We start from the raw sequence: 21,199 nt of genomic DNA, 5'->3' as shown, positions 1-21,199 counted from the left end.
GCGCAGTATCTCAGTCGATGACTCACCGGGCTTGCCCGGTCTCTGCTTTCGAGAAAAAACCATGCTAAATCTGGCTACATTGCTTGAAGAGAGTGCGCGTTCATTTCCGGATCGTCTGGCGTTGGTGCAGGAGGAGACTCAGTTTAACTACGCCACGCTGAATCAACGGGCCAATCAGGTCGCCAACCTGCTGATTGCCCGAGGAGTACAACCGGGCGAAAGGGTGGCGTTGGCCTGCCCAAATATTTGGGAGTTTCCGGCTATCTATTATGGTGTGCTAAAAGCCGGCGCGGTGGTGGTGCCGCTGAACACATTGTTAAGGGCGGGGGAGTTTGAATACTACCTGCAGGATTCGCAGGCGGTGCTCTTCTTTTGCTTTGAGGGCGGTAACGGATTAACGCTGGGGGAAGAGGCATGTCGTGCGTTTGATACTGCAGAGCAGTGTCGTGATTTTATCATTATCGGCGACAACCTGCCGTTGGCAGGTGACCGTTTCAGCCAGGTTATCAGTACCCAGCCCACCGATTTTGACAGTGCCACCACGCTGGAGTCGGACACCGCCGTGATCCTCTACACCAGCGGGACCACCGGACGCGCCAAGGGGGCTGAACTGACGCATGCCAACCTGGTGCTGAACGCGCTGGGTTCGGTACAGTTGTTCAATAGTTCGGTAGAACAACCCGATCGCCATTTGGTGACGCTGCCGCTATTCCATACTTTTGGTTCCACCGTACAGATGAATGCCGGCTTTGCCCTGGCGGCGACACTGGTTCTGGTGCCGCGTTTTGATGCGAAGCAGGCCATCGCGCTGATGCAAAAACACGCCATCACCTTTTTTGCCGGGGTACCCACCATGTACTGGGCGTTACTGAATGCGCTGGATGACACCGCGGACCTTGTTCTGTTACGCAAAAACCTGCGTATGGCGGTATCCGGTGGTGCCAGTTTACCCGTGCAAATTATTGAAGATTTTGCCCAGCGCTTCGGCGTGAATATTCTGGAAGGTTACGGCTTATCGGAAACCAGCCCGGTTGCGACTTTTAACCATCCGGGGCGGGTCAATAAAGTGGGTTCTATTGGCCAGCCCATTTGGGGCATTGAAGTTCGTCTGGTTGATGTCACCGGTAAAATGCTGACGGAGATAGATCAGGTAGGCGAGATTGCGGTGCGTGGCCACAACGTGATGAAAGGCTACCTTAACCGCCCGGAAGCGACGGCCGAGGTGCTGGAAAAGGGCTGGTTCAGGACCGGTGACCTGGCCCGCCGTGATGCCGATGGCTTCTATTTTATCGTCGACAGATCGAAGGATGTGATTATCCGCGGCGGATTTAACGTCTACCCACGTGAAGTTGAAGAACTGATGATCCGTCATCCGGCGGTATCATTTGTGGCGGTGATCGGTGTACCGCATCCGTCACTCGGTGAAGAGATCAAAGCGGTGGTGGTGTTAAAGGATGTGGATGAAACGGTGAGTGAAGAACAGTTGATAGCCTGGACCAGAGAGCGGCTGGCGGCGTTTAAATATCCGCGTATCGTTGAATTTGTCGAACGGTTACCGATGACCAGTACCGGTAAGGTGATGAAGCGACTGCTGCGCTAAAGGGATCACTTTGAAAGACTCCCGGCCTGCAACGCAAGCCGGGAGAGATAACGCATTAACCTGGGTAAATGCCACGCTCTTTACGTGCGGTCAGGATACGCTCACAGGCGACGATATAAGCCGCTGTGCGCAGGCTGCACTCTTTCTCTTCGGCTTTGTTCCAAACGTGAACCATAGCGTCGGTCATGATCTTGTCCATACGCTCGTTGATCTCGCTTTCGCTCCAGAAGTAGCTGGCCATATCTTGTACCCACTCGAAGTAACTGACGGTCACGCCGCCGGCGTTACAAATTACGTCAGGTACTACGGTGATGTTGCGTGAACGCAGCACGTCGTCCGCATCTGGGTAGGTTGGGCCGTTGGCGCCTTCCAGAACCAGTTTGGCGCTGAGGGTTTCTGCGCGTTGACGGGTAATCTGACCTTCCAGCGCGGCTGGGATCAGGATATCCATGTCAACGGACCAGAAAGCTTCGCTTTCGATTTCGCTGGCGCCAGGGAAACCGGCAATCATCTTGTTTTTGGCTTGCCATTCGGTCAGTGCAGCCAGATCGATGCCGTTGGCGTTGAACAGGGTAGCGGAGTGGTCCTGAATCACCACCACACGCGCACCGATGCCCACAAACAGACGAGCGGCTTCGCTGCCGACGTTACCAAAGCCCTGAACCGCAACTTTGGCACCTTCGATTTGCACGCCCAGACGTTTCGCTACTTCACAGCCCGTCACGAACACACCGCGACCGGTTGCTTTCTCACGACCCAGAGAACCGCCCAGATGAATAGGCTTGCCGGTAACCACGCCGGTGATGGTAGTGCCGTGGTTCATGGAGTAGGTATCCATCATCCAGGCCATCACTTTAGAGTTGGTACCGACGTCCGGTGCCGGGATGTCTTTCTGTGGCCCGATGATAAAACCGATTTCGCTGGTGTAGCGACGGGTCAATCTTTCCAGCTCGCCTTCAGACAGTTTGAAAGGATCGACGCGGATCCCCCCCTTGGCACCACCGTAGGGCAGGTTGACTGCCGCACATTTGATGGTCATCCAAGCTGACAGCGCCATGACTTCATCGAGATCAACGTCCGGGTGATAACGGATGCCGCCTTTACCTGGGCCGCGCGACAGGTTGTGCTGAACGCGGAAGCCTTCGAAATGGCGGATTGAACCGTCGTCCATCTGCAGTGGGATATCAACGATCAGCGCACGCTTAGGGTGACGCAAGGTATCAACCCAACGCGACAGATCACCCAGGTAAGGTGCAACGCGGTCGATTTGTTGCAGATAGGTGGCCCAGGCCGTTGTGCTACTTTCTGAAGCGTAGGATAGCTTTTCCATAACCAACCTTTTTTATATAGAGGTATTTATTTTGTTTAACCGTGGATTACTAAGTGCATAACACTTTTGCGACGCTAAATTTACCATTAAAAACGCGGCTTGTTAGCCCCCCCTCGTCGGGCTGCGGGCCGGTTTCCAGCGGGTTTTGAGGAGTAAAAATGAATAGTTAATTACTTTTGTTTGGAGGTTGCCCTGAGTAGGCATTCTTTATGCATAAAAAATGCATAAAACTCGTTTTTATCTATTTTTCAGAAGCTTGAATGTGATCAAAAAGTTTCATTTTATTTAAGTGTCGTGTTGACAATGCCGTTTCCTGACGCCAGAGTTAAATTCATGTTAAATCTGCGTTGGTCACGTTTTTTTCTTAACCGGGAATAATTACAACCCACTGATATAAAGACCTTTAATTTCCACGCTCATGCTTCGCATGCTCAATGTGGGCTACCGATCAGTTCGAACAGTGGTTTTCTGAGACGTACAGATATTTACTTCCCTTTAACAAAAGGGCAGGCAGCGTTTGGCCTGAATTTCTTTTTTGCCGGTAGAACGCCAGCGGCGTTTCACTCCTGCTGCAGCGGCAACAAGCTGCTTAATCGCCTTGATGACGGACAGGTAACACCATGACAAAAAGTAAGCAACATCGGTTGAATACTCCTTCAACCGAGGGGCATGACTGCGCCCAAACATTGCAACGTGGCCTGAGCGAACGCCATATTCAACTTATTTCCATTGGCGGCGCTATTGGTACCGGGCTGTTTATGGGCTCTGGCAAAACTATTGCGCTTTCCGGCACCTCTATTGTTTTGACCTATGTGATTGTCGGCTTCTTTATGTTTATGGTGATGCGAGCGATGGGAGAGTTATTGCTGACCAAGCTCGACTACCGCTCGTTTGCCGATTTCGTTTCCGAATACCTGGGGCCCAAAGCCAGCTTTTTTCTCGGCTGGTCCTACTGGTTGAGCTGGGTGGTGACCTGTATCGCCGACGTGGTGGTGTGCGGTGGTTACGTTCAATATTGGTACCCCGAGGTTTCCCCCTGGCTACCGGCGTTACTGACCCTGGGCCTGCTATGTCTGTTTAATATGCTGTCGGTGAAGATGTTCGGCGAAGCGGAGTTTTGGTTTGCCATCATCAAGGTGATAGCCATTATCGCGTTGATCCTGACCGGAGCCTGGATGGTGTTTATCGGCTGGACCTCACCGGACGGAGTTAAAGCCTCGGTGAGCAATATCACCGACCCCAATATCTTCATGCCGCACGGTATTTTCGGCTTCTTTGCCGGCTTCCAGATTGCCATTTTCTCCTGCACCGGTATCGAGCTGCTCGGTACCATGTCGGCCGAAACCAAGGATCCGCAAAAGGTTCTGCCGAAGGCCATCAACGTTATCCCGGTGCGGATTATCATCTTCTACGTGTTCTCGATGCTGGCGATTATCGCTGTGACCTCATGGAGCCACGTCTCACCGGACAGCAGCCCGTTCGTCATGTTGTTCGACCAGGCCGGTTTGCCCGCGGCGGCGGCGGTGATTAACTTTGTGGCGTTGACCTCGGCGATGTCTTCGGCCAATAGCGGCGTGTATTCCAGTACCCGTATGCTGTATGGCCTGTCGATGGAGAAACACGCTCACGGGCAGTTCAAAATACTGTCCCGCACCACGGCGATTCCGATCCGCAGCCTGATGTTCTCCTGCTTTTGCATGGTGGTGGGAACCATGCTGTTGATCCTGATGCCGGATGTCATGACGCTGTTTACCATTGTCTCGACCGTGGCGGCGATACTGGTGGTTTACAGCTGGGGCATGATCCTGGTGGCCTATCTGGTTTACCGCAAGCAACGGCCCGAGTTGCACGCACGTTCTACTTTCAAGATGCCGGGCGGAGTGATCATGACCTGGCTGACGTTGGCATTCTTTGCTTTCACGCTGGTGCTGATGGTATTTGACCGAGATACGCTGATTGCGCTGTGCAGCATGCCGCTGTGGTTTATCGCTCTGGCGCTGGCGTGGCGTTTCAGAGTTAAAAATAGCCTGGCACAGGAAAACTACGTATTTTACCAACGTAGCCATGAGGCTGAGTAGCGTTTCTGCGATGAACGCGGTTTTGATGAAACAATGGGGCAGTTCATGATCGAACTAAACAACGGCACCATTTATCCGCTGGAAAAATGATTTGGCTGATGGCCCGGTTTACCGGGCCTGAACATTATTTGATATGTGCACTAAAACCAGACTGGCCAGGGGCAATAGCCGGTTTCAGGGTTAATGCCGGGATCTCGTATTCGCCCGCATTCTGCCGCCGGAAGGGGATCGGTGCGGTATGCGCCAGGTCGTCCAGCCGTTGCCCCAGGGCGTCACCGATCTCGGTAAAACGTGTTTCATCCATTCGGCCGGTACGATAGATGACAAAGGGGGGTAGCACCTCGAAACCGGGGTAATGCAGGATGCCATGCTGGATAGGGAACAGGATGTCATCGATCGGGCCATTGATACCGCGCGCAGCGTAATGAGATTCCCAACCACCGGTGGTAACAATCAGCATCGCGCGTTTGCCAGCCAGGGTACCTTCGCCATAGCGGTCACCCCAGCGTGAATCAGAGTGTTCCCCCACGCCATAGGCGAATCCGTAGGCATAGACGCGTTCAACCCAGCCTTTAAGGATTGCCGGCATCGAAAACCACCACAGGGGAAACTGCAAAATGACCGTATCCGCCCAGCGTAGTTTTTCCTGCTCCAGCTCAATGTCTTTGCTCTGTAAGCCATGAGCAAACGCATGTTGGGAATCACGCGAGGGATCAAAACGATCCCTGGGTTGCGCTGTACTGTCGGCGGCGTCAAGCGTGGCTTTCCACTGCATGGCATACAGATCGGATACCTGTACCTCATGGCCGGCGGCTTCAAGTCGTTGGACAGAAAAATCCTTAAGTGAGCCATTCAATGACTGCGGTTCAGGGTGAGCATAGACCAGTAAAACATTCATAGTGTGACCTCCATGGGTTGATGAAGGTTAGGGTAGGTGGAAGTTAGGTATACTAGAAATGAATTTCTAATATTACAGGTATTGCCATGAATAATATCAGACGCCTGGATCTCAACCTGCTGGTGACGCTGGGTTCGAAATGACCATGCTGTGGCATGAGCGTTCTCACCGTGATCCGGCACATCAATGGTTGCGCGAGCATATCGTCGCCGCGGTAAGCTGAGGGAGTGAGGGCAGGCTCAGAAAGGGCTTTGCCGGGCAATGGATTCCACCGCCCGGCCCCTTTAGTTTAGAAGGTGACGTTAACCTTGGCCCAGAGAGTGCGTCCCGGTTCGTTCACTGAAGTATTCGAGGAATAGCCAAAGGTGCTGTTACCCGCCAGGTTTAGGTGCTCGCTGTAGGTTTTATTGAAAATGTTGTCCAGACCGGTACTGAGTTTGACCTGCGGACTCACCTTGTACGCCATATTGGCGGAAAGCACGCCAAAGCCCGGGCTGTCGGCAAAGTCTTTACCCACCACATTGCCCTGATTGATTGCCACGCGGTGCTGGCTGCTGACCAAACGCCAAAGGCCGGTACTGCTCCAGTCCCCACGTTCGTAAGTTAAACCCAAGCGCGCTTCCAGCGGTGGAATTTGCGGCAGTGGCTGATGGTCTGTGGTGTTTTTACCCCAGGCATAGGCCAGGCTGGCATCGGTTTTCCAATGCTCGGCAAGCTGATAACCCATGCCCATCTCACCGCCCATAATTGTCGCGTTGACGTTATCGGCCTGGCTGATACGGGCGTGGTTGGGATCGTACTTGAACAGGATAAAGTCATTCACATGACCCAGATACGCTGAAACCCAACTGTTAAAGCGTTTATCCGTGTACTGAGCACCGATATCGATCTGCGTGGTCTTTTCACTCTTCACACTATCAAACGGGCTCTTACTGCCGTCCGGCCCAAGTGTCGGGGAGAACAACTCCCAGTAGTCAGGGAAACGTTCGGTATAGCCTATACCGGCGTAAACCATCAATGGCATGCCGGCAAGCGTATGCTCTATACGGGTAAAGCCGCTCGGCAAGGTGTCGGAACGTTCGCTGTCATTAGCGGATTTATAGTTATCCACCAGGCTACGATCGAGGCGTGCACCACTGATGATTTTGCTTTGTTCGGTTGCGGTCCAGGTCAACTCGCCAAAAGCACCGTAGTTATGGAATTGCGCATCTTTTTGCCAGGCATCCCCCTGTTTATTACGGTGGGTGTTGGTCTGGGTATCCATACCGCTTTCCAACTTTAAATCGTCCCATAGGAAGGTGCCCATCACACGCCCGCCGACGGTGCGGCGATCCAACTGCATCGTCATCCCCATATTCATGTGCCCCATGCCCATATGTCCCATCGCCATACCGCCCTGACCGGGGGAGCGAAGGGTGACGTTATCCATAATATGGTTGGCATAGTTGTAATAAACCTGGGCTTCTAGCTTATCCAGCACCTCGCCAATGTTGGATTTCTCTACTCGCATACCCAGACTTTCTCGCTTGAACTGTGAGCCATCCATGCTGCGTCCGGCATAGCGTGCTTCGCCATTGCCCCGGCCCATGGTCACCTCCAGCAGGGTGTCACTGTCTGGCGTCCAGCCCAGCGCCAAATCGCCATTCCATTTATCCCAGCGCGAAGCTACGCGTTGGCTATCGCCGTCCTGATAATCATTGGAACGCGATTTATTGCCCATCAGACGCAGATAGCCTTGTTCACCACCCAGGCTGGCATCGATGTTCTCATCCCAGCGCCCGTTAGAACCGGCCAGCAGACTGGCATTTCCCTTTAACCCGGGCTGTTCAAAGCGAGGGCGTTCACGTTCAAAGCGCACCGTGCCTGCCGAAGAGCCGGCCCCCCAGAGCACCGTTTGCGGGCCTTTGGTGATGGTCAACAGATCGTAGCTTTCTGGTGAAATGTACGAGGTAGGGGCATCCATTCTTGCAGGACAGGCACCTAGCATTTCGCCGCCGTCGGTCAGGATCTTCAGTCGTGAGCCAAACATGCCACGAAACACCGGATCGCCATTGGTGCCACCGTTACGGATCTGCGAGAAGCCTGGGATGGTTTTCAGGTAATCCGAACCGTCACTGGCCGGCACCGGCTGACGCGGCGTTTTCGGTGATGTCACAATGGTCATTGGTGAATAGAGTGGTGCCGTTACGGTGATCACGTCGCCATCATTGGCTTTGACTGCAACCTCATGCTGGTGCGATTCAGTGGCATGAGCGCTGAAGGTGGCCAGGACAAACAGTGGCATCGCCGCAGTAATATGCAGTGGCAGAGGGCGTTTTTTATAATTCTTGGTTGTACCGAACATCATCGTTCCTTAATGCAAATGTTGACACTAAAAATATTTTCACATCGCAACTGGCTATTATTTAGGCACAGTAACACCCGGAGCATCTTGCCGCCGTAAATAGGAGTTCAGTTCCGTCATGGCGAATCAATAACGCCAATCGGATTGCGATGAATAATGTTCTGCAGCCGTAAATATGACTGGCGTGAGTTAACCTCCTGATTGAATCATCTCAACAGGAATAATTTGGCTGCAGTCTATTAATTTTTAAATCAGAGGAAGCGATGCTGGTGGAGCGCGGGGCTGTGACTCAGAGTGGATCACATGGGCGAATAACGGGAAGATATAATGTGCTGGTGGGGCGCGGGACAGCAACGAGCCTGACCAGAATAGTGGCGAGTAGGCCAGATCCAGCAGCGGGACATGGATCAGCAAGACGCAGTACCCGCAGGCGCTGTCATCCATCATCATCGCCATATTGTGGCTGCCGGTCTGCATGGCCATTGACATGCTGGCCTTGCCGGTTGGCTCTGGCGGCGGCTGGTGATGGCTATGCATCGACATATCCATACCGCAGTCTGCCATGCTGGCAGGCTCAGACTGCCCGACGCGTGCATGCTCCAGCGACCGTGAGATCACCGGGGCAATGAACAACATTAGGATCGCAAAAATCCCCAGACAGGCAGGGAGACGGCTTCGCGATGTGGCAGTCCTAATTAACGACACATATATCCTAAAATAGTGCGAAATTAACGGACGGAATTGTACTGTTTTATCTGGCAAATGTTAAAACATTTTATCCGGGGTTAGCCTATTGATAATAGTGAATTGCCGTTTGTCTCACAATCTCAACCAATTTAACCATTGGGATATATCTTGGTTCTGACGGAAAATAATACCGACAGTAAAGAAGTGGTTATATCTCGAACATCACATTCCTATCGAAAATATCATCCTCGACAACAAAGACGATTAAGTGATATTACCTGCCAACATCCGCATTTCCGTGAGAGACTGATGCTTACACAGGGAGTTCCCCCAGGTTTTTTAACCAAGAAATGAAGGCGTCAATCTTCGGCCACTGGCGATCGGAAAGTGTCGATACATAATAGTGCTGGTCACATTTCAGCTCCATTTTCGGGAATGGCGCCACCAGTTCACCGGAGTTAAGCCGTTTGTGGATCAACCGTTTGCGGCCCATAGCCACGCCAACATGATTGATGGCTGCCGTAACGGCCAGATCGGAACGATCAAAACCTATACCCGGAGAGGTATCCAGATTGACACCGAAATGCTGAGCCCAACTGTGCCACTCATCGGTACCGGAATCATAGCTCCAGGCTTGTCGATCGTGGAGCAGGGTGCAGTGAGAGAGGTTGCCGGGAAAGTTGGCCAGCTCAAATTGACTGGCGTACTCCGGGCTGCATACCGGGATGATCGCTTCATCCATCAGGTATTGATAATGAAGCTGCGATGACGGAGTGGCGTCAAAGTAAACTGCCAGATCAATGCCGGCGCGTTGGAAGTTCACATATTCGTTGCCGGTCAGAATGGTCAGATTAATGGCGGGGTATCGGCGGGAGAAATCCGCCAACGCCGGCACGATCCAGCACTGAGCAATGGAGGGGCGGGAGTAAATCGTTAATGAACCTGATAGCGCCTGATTCTTGATATCCAGAATCTCCAGGTTCAGGGTGCCAAGTGAGGATTTTAGCGCCCAAAAAACCCGTTTGCCTTCGGTCGTGAGTTCCACCTTTCGGTGAGAGCGGACAAACAGCTGGATACCCAGATTGGCTTCAAGCTGGTTAATATTATGGCTGACGGCGCTGGGGCTGACAGAAAGCTCATCGGCCGCCATGGCGAAAGACTCATGCCGCGCAGCCACTTCAAAGGTAAATAACCGCGATAACTGCCAGCCATTCAATGAGCGATGTGGCCCCGTTAGATTTACCGACATAATCCCCCCAGAAAATTTAAAAATATCTGCGATTTACACACCAGCTTGGTGAGTAAAGTTGACCCATGTCGCTAAACTGCACCATTTTTTGGCATAAGTCACTCGTTTGATTCTGTTTTACTCATGTGAGAGCGGATTTTTATCGTTTGTCACCGATCGTCGTTTTCCTGTCCAATGACAGTCAGTTTATGACGGGGGTATGGGCTATGGATTCGCAAGTTTGGGTTGCCGGCACGTTGATCGCCAGTATCGCGATCATCATTTTGACCATCGTGAAGTTTAAGTTTCACCCTTTTTTGGCGTTACTGTTAGCAAGCTTCTTTGTCGGCAGTATGATGAGGATGGGCCCGATTGATATGGTCAATGCTATCGAAAACGGCATCGGCAGTACGCTGGGGTTTTTGGCTGCGGTCATTGGGCTGGGGACTATTCTGGGCAAGATGATGGAGGTCTCCGGCGCGGCAGAGCGTATTGGTATTGCGTTGCAACGCTGCCGTTGGTTGTCTGTCGACGTGATTATGGTGTTGGTCGGCTTGGTTTGCGGTATCACGCTGTTTGTTGAAGTGGGCGTAGTTCTATTGATCCCATTGGCTTTCTCCATCGCCAGAAAAACCGGGACTTCATTACTCAAGCTGGCCATTCCTTTGTGCACCGCATTGATGGCGGTGCACTGTGTGGTTCCCCCTCATCCCGCAGCGTTATTTGTTACCAACAAGCTGGGAGCCGATGTGGGCACGGTGATTGTTTATGGCCTGTTCGTCGGGCTGACGGCATCACTGGTAGGTGGTCCACTGTTCCTGAAATTGCTGGGTAAACGCTTGCCGTTTAAAGCGGTACCGCCTGAGTTCTCCAACCTGGCCGTGCGAGAAGAACATTCACTGCCATCACTGGGAGCAACGCTGTTTACGGTTTTACTGCCCATAGTGCTGATGCTGGTCAAAACGGTCGCTGAGCTGAATCTGAATAAAGAAGGGCGCTTGTTTGCCGCTATGGACTTTATCGGTAACCCGATCATTGCCATGTTTATTGCTGTATTTGTGGCTTACTACGTTCTCGGTATTCGTCGTCACATGGGGATGAGCGCGCTGTTGAACCATACAGAGTCCGGTTTCTCCTCCATTGCCAATATCTTGTTGATCATCGGTGCCGGCGGAGCATTTAACAGTATTTTGAAGACCAGTGGCCTGGCCGATACCCTGGCGCTGATGCTGTCAAACCTGCATATGCATCCTATCCTGTTAGCCTGGCTGGTCGCGCTTATTCTGCATGCTGCAGTGGGTTCCGCCACCGTAGCCATGATGGGCGCTACGGCGATAGTCGCACCGATGTTGTCGCTTTATCCCAATGTTAGCCCGGAGATCGTGACCATTGCCATCGGTTCTGGTGCTATTGGCTGCACCATAGTGACGGATTCGCTGTTCTGGTTGGTGAAGCAATATTGTGGAGCGACGCTGAATGAAACCTTCAAGTATTACACTACGGCCACCTTTATCGCTTCGGTATTGGCGCTGGGCATGACCTTCCTGCTTTCATACATTATTTGAGTATGCCGGAACCGGTATCTTCATCGGTAATCGTCGCCAGGTGAAGTCCTGCGACGATTGCCGTTATTAAGGTTGTTTTGGGGCAGAAATGATGCGGCGAGGACGATAAATTGCAGGTATTTCCGGGTTATCCGCATTTAATACGCCCTCCGGGGTTTGGATGCCGGTAACATGGTTGCCATTTTGGAGAAAACCGATGACCGGCGTTTGAATTTTCAGCGTAGCGCCCAAGCTACAAGCCTTTTCCAGCAGGGCGTGCGTGGCATCGATGGGGTCGACAGCACCATCATAAACCGCATAATATGCACGCCGTGGCGGGTTGTTAAACGCGGGTTCAAGCCTGGATATCTCGGGTTGTTGAAGCAGGTTTTCATTGGGCTGACTTTCCAGCGATTCATCGTCATAACTTAGTGCACCAGTCCAATTCACCCAAAGCTCCGGGATTTCTTTTTCCAGTCGCTGCCAATCGGCCACCGATGCGCGGCGAAGAAAAGCATCAGGTGCATCATCACTTACTGTCGTGTGGATCCAGCCAAAAGAGCTGCCGGTAGCGCCAGAAGAAGGTTGGTCTTTATCAATGACCGTCACTTTTATCCCGCGGCTTGCCAAATGATAGGCTATTGATGCCCCCATAATTCCCGCGCCGATAACAATCATATGTTTCTCTGTGGTACACATCCTGAGTTTCCCTGTATACAAACCGGGCTGACTATCCCATAGAATAGCCAAATCTTGCAGAGGTATTTTGGACTTGATAGCAAAGGGAGCTTTTCCCATGATAATGGCCAGGGCTTCAGATCTCAGTTTCTCATATAGGGAAGGAAATAAAGTGCGAACGCGACCAGCATCCAGGCTTTTGATTACTGAACCTTCAGGACAGGTTTTGTTGTTTAAATTCACGCACAGCTCTGGCGCGTTGGCGGGACAATCATATTGGGCAACACCAGGCGGCGGTGTTGAACAAGGTGAGTCCTATAAACAAGCGGCTGTTAGAGAGCTACAGGAAGAAACGGGCATTGTGTGCAATGAAGTTGGCCAGTGTGTGGCGCAAAGAAACTTTGAGATGATGTTGCCGAATGGCGAGATGGTTGAAGCGCAGGAAAAGTTTTACGTTGTGCGAGTGAGACATCGCGAGATCAACACTGACCGTTGGAGCGGTGAAGAAAAGCGTGTCATCAGCGAGCATCACTGGTGGAGTATCGAAGAGTTAAGAACAACGGATGAGATTGTCTATCCAGAAAACATAGCTGAGATACTCGAGTCGATTTAGCCGTGGAAATTCATCCGGTGGACTGGCGGCCAACCAATTTAGAGATATCTTGATAAGGCCATGATAAAACCCAGAAGCTCAGATTCTACGTACAGTCATCTTGGTGCGCATAATGTATATTATGTTAAATTGCTTTAGTGGTTACGCACCGGGTTGGCCATCCTGGCTATAACTCACCTCACCTTCAATCCTTATCGGTCTCGGTCACCAAGGCCTATCCGCGTTTGCCAATATGTGCCTCAATATCGCAGGCCTTAATCATCAGTCGGCGTGCCCTGATGAAAACGCATCTGCCATCGACAGCCATTCTCTTCTGAGGTTAACAACCAGATCGACGATCGCAATGTACAACGAGCAACACCGCCATCGGCACTGCGCTGATAACTTCGGTATGTCAGCAGCACTGTACCTTCGGCAATTGCAGCTAACTTAAACCCGTTAGCAAAAATTTCTGTCGGGTCACTTTCCATCTGCAAAGCTGCCAGAGTTTGCGGTTTGTCATAGCGTTGGCCAGAACGCCCAATTTCTGCAAACTCTTCATGCAGCAATTCACTGACTGCAGCTAAGTCACTGCGCGTTGCCGGCTGATGCAGTTTAACTTCCAGCGATTGGATCACCGCCAACAACTCTGTCGAATGGGTCAAAACGCCCTCCTTTTTTGATCGCGCTACGTGAAATCTGAAAACAATTGGCAGTAATCACCCTGCAGATTTCGTCAAAATGCACCATTAAACACCCCCGTAATGAACAGCCAACCACACAGTTGGCCCGTTGGGATCGGTCCATTCAACTCTATGGCGGCATTGTGCAGGAATATTCACAAAGTCGCCGCTGTTTAACACCCGGATATCAGACTCATTATCAAACCTTAACCCCGCAGAACCCTGCAATACCATGATCCACTCACTTTGCGGCTGGCAATACCAGAAATCCGGCGGGCTCGATTGTCCGGTAGAAATGATACGTTCAATTTTCACATTAGGCTGTGAAAGCAATGTTTCGAAGGTTTCAGCTTCTGCCTGAAGTGCGGCTTCGGGAAAGTGTTTGAATATATTCGTCATCATCTTAACTGACTCCATCGATCAGCTAACCTGGGGATTATTTTTTCACGTTGAAGACCGAACACTCAAAAAATTGGTGACAATGTCACTAAATCAGGACTCCACAATTTGTACCACAACTTTCCCTTTCGCGTGTCCGTCTGCCAGATAAGCCAGTGCGCTTAGGCTGTCATCAAACGGAAATGTCCTGTCGATCACCGGTTTCATTTTCCCAGCATCAATTAGTGTCGCTATTTTCGTCAGTTGGCTCCCATCAGGACGAACGAAAAAAAACGAATAGTTAACTTGCCGATCGGCCGCACGAGAGATTATTTTTCTGCTAAGCAGCCAAAAAACAGCCTTCATCACAATATTCATCCCTCTTTTACGGGCGAATGCAAGGTCCGGAGGTCCGATGAGCGACACGATCTCACCATGAGGTTTAAGGATCTCAAGGGACTTTTCAAGGCTGTCGCCACGAACTGTACCCAGAACGAGATCGCAGTCAGCCGGGGCCTGTTCAACGTTCTTACGTCGATAATCGATGACGTGATCGGCTCCCAGAGATGTCACAAGCCCGGTATTCGCCGCGCTCGTGGTGGTGGTGACGCTGGCCCCCAAATATTTTGCCAGTTGGATGGCGAAGGTACCAATCCCGCCAGAGCCTGCAGGGATAAAGACTTTCTGACCAGGTTTCAGCTTGGCATGCTCAAAAGCTTGCCATGAGGTGAGCGCAACCATCGGGAGCGAGGCTGCCTCCGTAAAGCTGAGGCTCATCGGCTTCAGGGCCGCCGAACTCTCTGGGACCGCCACATATTCAGACAGTGCCCCTCTGTCCATATCAAACACGCTGGCAAACACTGCATCGCCGGGCCGAAAACGCGTGACTTTTTTTCCGATATTTTCCACCACGCCGGCCAGGTCGCTGCCGATGACCGCTGGCAGAGTAAATCGAAGTATCGGTTTGAATGTTCCTTTTGGGATCATGTTGTCGATCGGGTTTAGCCCCACGGCATACACTTTGACAAGGACTTCATCGTTTCTGATCCCCGGTCGTGGAATATTTTCAAAGCTCAGTCGGCCTGTTTTAGCATAGCCTTGCAGTAGTAAAGCTTTCATCGTGCTATTCGCTGTTTTGAAAGGTAAAGATCCCGTCCGCAGGTGGGACGGGAGGAGCAAGTTATTCACTAATGTAGCGCGCTGCTGGATGTTCCTGCCTAAACTCCGGCAGCATCGCTTGGCGAGCTTGATTATAGTTTAGCCACTGCTGTTCGTTATGCAGAGGCGGAATGGTCACCACCTCGCGGCGGTCAAAGCCGACAAGCGCTGCATCTACCAGCTCATCGACTTCCATCACGCCGCTTACGGTATTAATGTCCGTCCCCGAACGCTGCCAGATTTCGGTACGCGTTGCGGCAGGCAATACGGCTTGTACATACACGCCCTGCGGCGCGAGCTCGATACTCATCCCCTGAGACAGGTAAAGTACAAACGCTTTGGTGGCACCATAAATGGTCAGGCCGAATTCCGGCGCCAACCCGACCACTGAACTGATGTTGATAATGGCACCCTTCCCGGCCGCGGCCAGTCGTGGAGCCACTGCGTGGGCCAGACTGGCAACCGCTGACAGATTCAGGGCTATCAGTCGGTCAATATCCACCGCCTCCTGAGACGCAAACGAACCGGACAGGCTCATCCCGGCGTTATTCACCAGCACCGTTATGTTCTCATCGTCACGAAGTCGCTGCGCCACGGCTTGCACATCCGCCCGCTGCGTGAGGTCTGCCGGCAGGATGTCCACGGCCACGCCATACTCTGCGCGCAGGCGACCGGCCAGCGCTTCCATACGTGCAACATCCCGCGCAACCAGGATAAGGTTATGCCCGCGGCGGGCAAAACGGTCCGCATAAACTGCGCCAATACCGGTGGAGGCACCGGTGATCAATACCGAACTGATGTCTGTCATACTTGCCTCTCTGTGATGGAAAATGACTCATACTTCACTCATTGAATGATGCATGTCATCTATAATAGATGTCAATCATCATTTATTTTGTTAGCACTATTTTGTCTCTGGCCCTTTCCAGGCGAACTGACAGGTTGGATACCGCCTTTTGCGGCTTCCAACCTGCGCAGTCAGATTAATTACCCTTTGTCAGGACGGATTTTAAACCAGATGGCGTACATCGCCGGCAGGAACACCAGTGTCATCAGGGTTCCTCCGAAGGTGCCGCCAATCAAGGTGTAGGCCAAAGTGCCCCAGAATACCGAATGGGTCAGCGGGATAAAGGCCAAAATGGCCGCCAACGCGGTAAGCAACACTGGCCGGGCACGTTGCACCGTAGCTTCGACTACCGCATGGAACGGATCCATCCCCGCCTGCTGATTGTGATCGATTTGCCCGATCAGGATCAGGGTATTCCGCATTAAAATACCCGATAGCGCGATCAGCCCGACCAGAGCGTTGATGCCAAACGGCTGTTGGAACAGCAGCAAAGTGGGCACTACACCGATCAGTCCCAATGGGGCCGTGAGGAATACCATGACCATCGCGGACATTGAGCGGACCTGCAAAATGATAATCAACAGCGTCAATGCGATCATGATCGGGAATAACGGTAACATCGCCTTGGTCGCCTTGGCTGACTCTTCAACCGAACCGGCCTGTTCTATGCGGTAACCGGCGGGCAGTTGGTCGATGACCGGCTGTAACGCTTTCAGTATCACGGCGGAAACGTCCGGGGGTTGCAGCCCTTCTGCTATGTCGCCCCGCACCGTCATCGTCGGAATTCGGTCGCGGCGTCGCAGGATAGGATCTTCCATTCGCACGTCCACTTCGCCCACTTGCGATAGCGGAATGCGTTGTCCGGCAGACCCCACCAGGGTAAAACCGGCTATTTTGGCCGGGTCGAGCCGAATATTCCCCGCCGCTCGGCCGACAACCTGCACAGCACGAATGTCCTCGCGCACCGACGTGATAGGTATGCCAGAGATCAGGAATTGCAGTTGTTGCGCGACACTGTTGGACGTTAACCCCACAGCCTGCAAACGGTCTTGATCCAAAGAGAAGTGCAGCGTGGGCACTCGTTGCCCCCAGTCGGTGTTAACGGTCCGCATCATCGGGTTGCTCTGCATCACGGCCTCGACCTGACTGGCAATTTCACGCAGTTTATCAGGGGACGGCCCCATGACTCGATAAGCCACAGGGAATGGCGAGTACGGACCAAATACCAGTTGAGTGACCCGGATACGGGCCTCTGGGGCCAGCCCTTCAGCTGCGGCTTCGCGAAGACGGAACTTAAGGGCTTCACGGGCTTGCTGGCTGTCCGTGAGTATCACTATCTTGGCGAACGAAGGATCGGGTAGCTCTGGCGCCATGGCCAGATAAAAACGCGGCGAACCCTGACCAATATACGATGTGACGATCCTGGCCTCAGGCTGTTTCTTCAGCCAGGCTTCAACCTTGGCAGTGGCGGCGCTGGTCTGCTCAATCGCGGTTCCATAGGGCATTTGTACCTCGACCAGTACTTCAGGACGATCGGAGGTAGGGAAAAACTGCTTCTTGACCAGCCCCATGCCGACAACCGCCAGGATAAAGGCGGCAATCACCGTAGCAGCCACTGCCCACTTACGGGTGATGACTCGGGTCAACAATCGACGAAAGCGGTTATAGTGACGGGTGTTATAGATAGCCGCGTGCCCCCCCTTGACCTGTTTGATGTTCGGCAACATCTTCACCCCCAGATAAGGCGTAAAGATCACCGCAACCACCCAGGATGCGATCAGGGCGATACCAACAATCCAGAACATGTTACTGGTGTACTCGCCTGCGGTAGACTGTGCAAAACCATTAGGCATAAAACCAATGGCCGTCACCAGCGTCCCCGCCAGCATTGGTGCGGCCGTATGGCTCCAGGCATAGGCGGAGGCTTTGAGCCGGTCGTACCCTTCTTCCATCTTTACCACCATCATTTCGATGGCGATAATGGCGTCATCAACCAGTAGTCCCAGCGCCAGTATCAGTGAACCCAGGGTGATGCGGTCAAAGTTCTTGCCAGAGGCCTCCATCACTACAAACACCACTGCCAGTGTCAAAGGCACGGCCGCGGCGACCACTACCCCTACGCGCCAGCCCATGCTCACAAAACAAACTACCATCACCACCAGTAGTGCAACGAAGAACTTCACCATGAATTCGTCAACTGCAGACCGGATATTAGCCGACTGGTCAGTGATCTTGGTGAGTGTCATCCCCAGTGGCATGGCCTGATTGATACTGGCCGTTTCTGCATTAAGCGCTTTACCCAGGTCCAGTCCGTTCCATCCCTCCCGCATCACAATCCCCAGCAGCAGAGCCTGCTCGCCGTTGTTGCGGATAATAAAGGTGGCAGGATCTTCATAACCGCGTTCCACCGTCGCGACGTCCGAAAGCTTCAGGGTCCGCCCCTGTGCCACAACCGGTGTGTCGCGGATCTTCGTCAAGGTATCGAGGGCACCGTCCAGGCGCAAAAAGACCTGCGGCCCCTGGGTGTCAATAGAACCGGCGGGCGTCAGCACATTCTGGTTATTCAGTGCGGCAAAAATCTGTTGGGGAGTCACGCCGAGGGTGGCCAGTCGATCATGGGAGAAGGAGACAAAGATACGTTCCGCCTGCTCGCCAATGATATTGACCTTTTTCACACCCGGCACATGCAACAGGCGTTGGCGAAGGGACTCGGCATCTCGCACTAACAGACGTTGCGATTCTCCCCTGGCCTTCAACGCAAACAGCGCAAAGGTGACGTCTGAGAACTCATCATTGACCATCGGCCCGATGACGCCCGCAGGCAAGTTCCTGGTCTCGTCACCTAGCTTCTTACGGGCCTGATAGAACGCTTCCTGTACCTCGGATGGCGGTGTTTTGTCCGCCAGTGACAGCATGGTGAAGGCCAATCCTGGGCGCGTATAAGTTTCGCTACGGCCATACCATTTCAGTTCCTGCATCCGTTTTTCAAGCGGCTCGGCGACCTGATCCTGCATTTCCTGCGCCGTAGCCCCCGGCCAGGCGGTGATGACCGTCATCTGCTTAACCGTAAAGGGCGGATCTTCAGCACGTCCCAATTCGAAAAACGAAAGAATACCGGCTACCGTGATAAGAAAGATCAAGAAAAGCGTGATGGAACGTTCGCGCACCGCGAGTGCCGAGAGGTTAAAGCGCCCTGTGCTCATGGCTGACTCCCGGCAACGCCGTCGTCAGCCTGCTGAGCCGATCTGACCTGCTCACCGTCGCGCAGCAAGTGCGCCCCCAAAGCCACGACCTGTTCGCCGACCCTGAGATTGCCCGCAACGTGTGCCATATCGTCACTGATGCCCAGGACCTGCACGGCGCGCCAGGTCACTTTCGCCGGCTTACCGGCGATAATCCATACGCCAGCCCCCTTACCGGGGTCATACAGTGCTGCAACCGGTACCTGTAGTCTTGACGCCGATCGATTGCCGTTAGCGATATCGAGGGTGACGGTGGACCCTAAAGGGGCTCCAGCCAGTGAGCCTTCAAGCACATATCTGGCCTCGAATGTTCGCGTCGAAGGATCGGCCGCATCAGAAAGCAGCCGCAATGTGGAAGGCATTGCGTCACTACTGCGGCCATACAGACTGGCCATCGCCACACTGCCAATGGCCGGACGCAAAGTTTCCGGCAGATGCACTATGGCCTCTCTTTGCCCTGCCCGCGCCAGCCGAACTACCGGCTGACCTGCATTGACAACTTGTCCGGGTTCAGCCAGGGTCGCCATCACCACGCCATCAGCGTCGGCGGGTAAAACGGCATACCCGGAAGCATTACGGGCCACATCAGCCTGAGCCTCTGCGGCGCTGAGTTGTGCTTTGGCGGTATCCGCTGCCGCCTTGATCTGATCGTAAGCCGAGGCTGAAACAGCACCGGTGGCGACCAGTCCACGGTAACGTGCTTCGTCGGCGGTCGCCTGCCGGGCCTGCGCACGAGCTGCCGTCACGGCTTGTTGCTGGGCTCGCGCCTGCAGAGCCAAATCAACTGGATCAAGACGCATCAGTGGCTGACCACGCTTGACGGTCTGACCGGTATCGACCAGGCGCTCAAGTATTTTTCCGGATATGCGGAAACCGAGGTCACTCTGGATGCGCGCGACCACGACGCCGGTGAAAGCACGAGAAGTATCGATTGAATCTTCAACCGCTACCGCCCGCACTAAAGGTGGTTTAATTCGTGGGTCGTCGCCGGTCGATGTGTCACCACAGGCCACCAGGGCCAGGGGCAACAGACAAATGGCAATGGTGGTAGGTTTAAGCCGAGGCATGGGTTCCCTTACGTCATTAACAGGACAAGAACCGCATTCTCTAACCAGTGACCAATTATGTCAATGGTCACAAATGGCATTAAGGCGACAGACTGCGCAATATCAATGCTGATAAAAGCACCGCAGCCTCACCGGCCGTTTCCAGGTTGTATTGCAGTTGTACCGGGTTGATATAGGGCCGCATCACCAGATAAATCGCACTGACGGCTTCGTCCAGCGGGGTCTTGCGCTCAAACTCCCCGGACTCGCGGCCCTCTCGGAGGATTTGCTGAATAACCTGCTGCAAATGAACTTCATGCGCCTTCACTGAAGGCCACCGATCGCGTGCGGCAACAGCGGCAATGTCATACAGCTTGCGGTCATGGAAGAATAAGTCGCTGCCGGTTTCTGACAGCGTCTTGAACAGGCGTCTCAGCTTCTCTGAGGCGGTGGGTGCCTCTGCGATCGCCGAATCCACCAGCGCCATAATCATGGCCAGGCGATTGGTGCAGATTACCTCGCCAATCGCCTGCTTGGACTCAAAAAATTTGTAGATATAAGCCTTGGAAAAACCGATGGCCTTGGCCAGATCGGACACCGTGGTTTTTTCAAACCCGTAATGTCCAAAATATTCTGTAGCCGCCTCTACGACCTGATCGCGAACGCTGTGATCAGAGGGGCCGCGTGTTTGGGGTGTCTTCATTTTTTTATTCATCGGTATAGCTTATCTCTGTGAGTTTTGATTCACAATGAGTGACCAATATATTAATACGTCACAATCTACATTAAACGGCAAACGCCTCCCCCAGAGAAACAAGGAGAGTGACAGATGAGTAGCAAGAGGTTATCTATCAGGCGGGTTGTTA

17 protein-coding genes and 1 pseudogene are annotated in these 21,199 nt (G+C 53.0%); 5 read left to right on the top strand and 13 right to left on the bottom strand.

Annotation, left to right across the window (positions count from 1 at the left end):
- The first annotated feature begins 61 nt into the window (after positions 1-61).
- Positions 62-1,600 (top strand): long-chain-fatty-acid--CoA ligase, encoded by a 1,539-nt coding sequence (locus tag F8R23_RS03830; RefSeq protein ID WP_129934628.1) that lies wholly within the window; start codon positions 62-64, stop codon positions 1,598-1,600.
- Between the two features lie 55 nt (positions 1,601-1,655).
- On the opposite strand, the gene F8R23_RS03825 is transcribed toward F8R23_RS03830, so the two are convergent.
- Positions 1,656-2,930 carry a Glu/Leu/Phe/Val family dehydrogenase gene (locus F8R23_RS03825; RefSeq protein WP_112349856.1) on the bottom strand — a complete coding sequence of 425 codons (1,275 nt, stop codon included), beginning with the start codon at positions 2,928-2,930 and terminating at the stop codon, positions 1,656-1,658.
- A 620-nt stretch (positions 2,931-3,550) separates the two neighbouring features.
- Between F8R23_RS03825 and F8R23_RS03820 the strand changes: the two genes are divergently transcribed.
- Complete coding sequence (locus F8R23_RS03820) at positions 3,551-5,008, top strand: amino acid permease (protein WP_151415287.1); 1,458 nt, start codon at positions 3,551-3,553, stop codon at positions 5,006-5,008.
- A gap of 124 nt (positions 5,009-5,132) precedes the next feature.
- On the opposite strand, the gene F8R23_RS03815 is transcribed toward F8R23_RS03820, so the two are convergent.
- Positions 5,133-5,906 (bottom strand): NAD(P)H-dependent oxidoreductase, encoded by a 774-nt coding sequence (locus F8R23_RS03815; protein ID WP_129934630.1) that lies wholly within the window; start codon positions 5,904-5,906, stop codon positions 5,133-5,135.
- 115 nt (positions 5,907-6,021) lie between these two features.
- Between F8R23_RS03815 and F8R23_RS03810 the strand changes: the two are divergent.
- Positions 6,022-6,129 (top strand): annotated as a pseudogene (locus tag F8R23_RS03810) (LysR family transcriptional regulator); the annotation flags it as partial.
- A 66-nt stretch (positions 6,130-6,195) separates the two neighbouring features.
- Here F8R23_RS03810 and F8R23_RS03805 read toward each other — a convergent pair.
- From F8R23_RS03805 to dsdC, 3 genes are all read right to left on the bottom strand, one after another.
- A complete protein-coding gene (locus F8R23_RS03805; protein WP_151415286.1) occupies positions 6,196-8,250 on the bottom strand; it encodes a TonB-dependent copper receptor in 2,055 nt (684 codons plus the stop codon).
- Between the two features lie 246 nt (positions 8,251-8,496).
- Positions 8,497-8,955 carry a DUF2946 domain-containing protein gene (locus F8R23_RS03800; RefSeq protein WP_129934633.1) on the bottom strand — a complete coding sequence of 153 codons (459 nt, stop codon included), beginning with the start codon at positions 8,953-8,955 and terminating at the stop codon, positions 8,497-8,499.
- 295 nt (positions 8,956-9,250) lie between these two features.
- A complete protein-coding gene (gene dsdC / locus F8R23_RS03795) occupies positions 9,251-10,186 on the bottom strand; it encodes a DNA-binding transcriptional regulator DsdC (RefSeq protein WP_151415285.1) in 936 nt (311 codons plus the stop codon).
- 206 nt (positions 10,187-10,392) lie between these two features.
- Here dsdC and dsdX point away from each other — a divergent pair, with 206 nt between their 5' ends.
- Positions 10,393-11,730 (top strand): D-serine transporter DsdX, encoded by a 1,338-nt coding sequence (gene dsdX, locus F8R23_RS03790; RefSeq protein ID WP_151415284.1) that lies wholly within the window; start codon positions 10,393-10,395, stop codon positions 11,728-11,730.
- Positions 11,731-11,796: 66 nt separating this feature from the next.
- On the opposite strand, the gene F8R23_RS03785 is transcribed toward dsdX, so the two are convergent.
- On the bottom strand, positions 11,797-12,630 hold the full coding sequence (locus tag F8R23_RS03785; RefSeq protein WP_244953374.1) for an NAD(P)/FAD-dependent oxidoreductase: 834 nt from the start codon (positions 12,628-12,630) through the stop codon (positions 11,797-11,799).
- Between F8R23_RS03785 and F8R23_RS03780 the strand changes: the two genes are divergently transcribed.
- Entirely contained in the window at positions 12,587-13,000 is a 414-nt protein-coding gene (locus tag F8R23_RS03780; protein ID WP_012145176.1) for an NUDIX hydrolase, read from the top strand. The two genes, F8R23_RS03785 and F8R23_RS03780, sit on opposite strands and share 44 nt — an antisense overlap.
- Positions 13,001-13,254: 254 nt before the next feature.
- Here F8R23_RS03780 and F8R23_RS03775 read toward each other — a convergent pair whose 3' ends face one another.
- From F8R23_RS03775 to F8R23_RS03745, 7 genes are all read right to left on the bottom strand, one after another.
- Complete coding sequence (locus F8R23_RS03775; protein WP_151415283.1) at positions 13,255-13,644, bottom strand: nuclear transport factor 2 family protein; 390 nt, start codon at positions 13,642-13,644, stop codon at positions 13,255-13,257.
- An 84-nt stretch (positions 13,645-13,728) separates the two neighbouring features.
- A complete protein-coding gene (locus F8R23_RS03770) occupies positions 13,729-14,064 on the bottom strand; it encodes a cupin domain-containing protein (RefSeq protein WP_129934638.1) in 336 nt (111 codons plus the stop codon).
- A 90-nt stretch (positions 14,065-14,154) separates the two neighbouring features.
- Positions 14,155-15,159 (bottom strand): NADP-dependent oxidoreductase, encoded by a 1,005-nt coding sequence (locus F8R23_RS03765; protein WP_151415282.1) that lies wholly within the window; start codon positions 15,157-15,159, stop codon positions 14,155-14,157.
- A 61-nt stretch (positions 15,160-15,220) separates the two neighbouring features.
- The gene (locus tag F8R23_RS03760) at positions 15,221-16,006 is read right to left on the bottom strand and encodes an SDR family NAD(P)-dependent oxidoreductase (protein ID WP_129934640.1); all 786 of its coding nucleotides are present in this window, start codon (positions 16,004-16,006) and stop codon (positions 15,221-15,223) included.
- Positions 16,007-16,185: 179 nt separating this feature from the next.
- Positions 16,186-19,248 (bottom strand): efflux RND transporter permease subunit, encoded by a 3,063-nt coding sequence (locus F8R23_RS03755; protein WP_151415281.1) that lies wholly within the window; start codon positions 19,246-19,248, stop codon positions 16,186-16,188.
- Positions 19,245-20,354: an efflux RND transporter periplasmic adaptor subunit gene (locus F8R23_RS03750; RefSeq protein WP_129938146.1), complete on the bottom strand. Its 1,110-nt coding sequence runs from the start codon at positions 20,352-20,354 to the stop codon at positions 19,245-19,247. The genes F8R23_RS03755 and F8R23_RS03750 overlap by 4 nt, the downstream gene beginning before the upstream one ends.
- 79 nt (positions 20,355-20,433) lie before the next feature.
- Positions 20,434-21,036 (bottom strand): TetR/AcrR family transcriptional regulator, encoded by a 603-nt coding sequence (locus F8R23_RS03745; protein ID WP_232811040.1) that lies wholly within the window; start codon positions 21,034-21,036, stop codon positions 20,434-20,436.
- Between the last annotated feature and the right edge of the window lie 163 nt (positions 21,037-21,199).

The sequence above is a fragment of the Serratia proteamaculans genome, from assembly GCF_008830365.1.
In the GTDB taxonomy this organism is placed as follows: Bacteria; Pseudomonadota; Gammaproteobacteria; order Enterobacterales; family Enterobacteriaceae; genus Serratia; species Serratia proteamaculans.
Note: the sequence above shows the minus strand (reverse complement) of the source record. Positions and strands in the feature narration are given on the sequence as shown.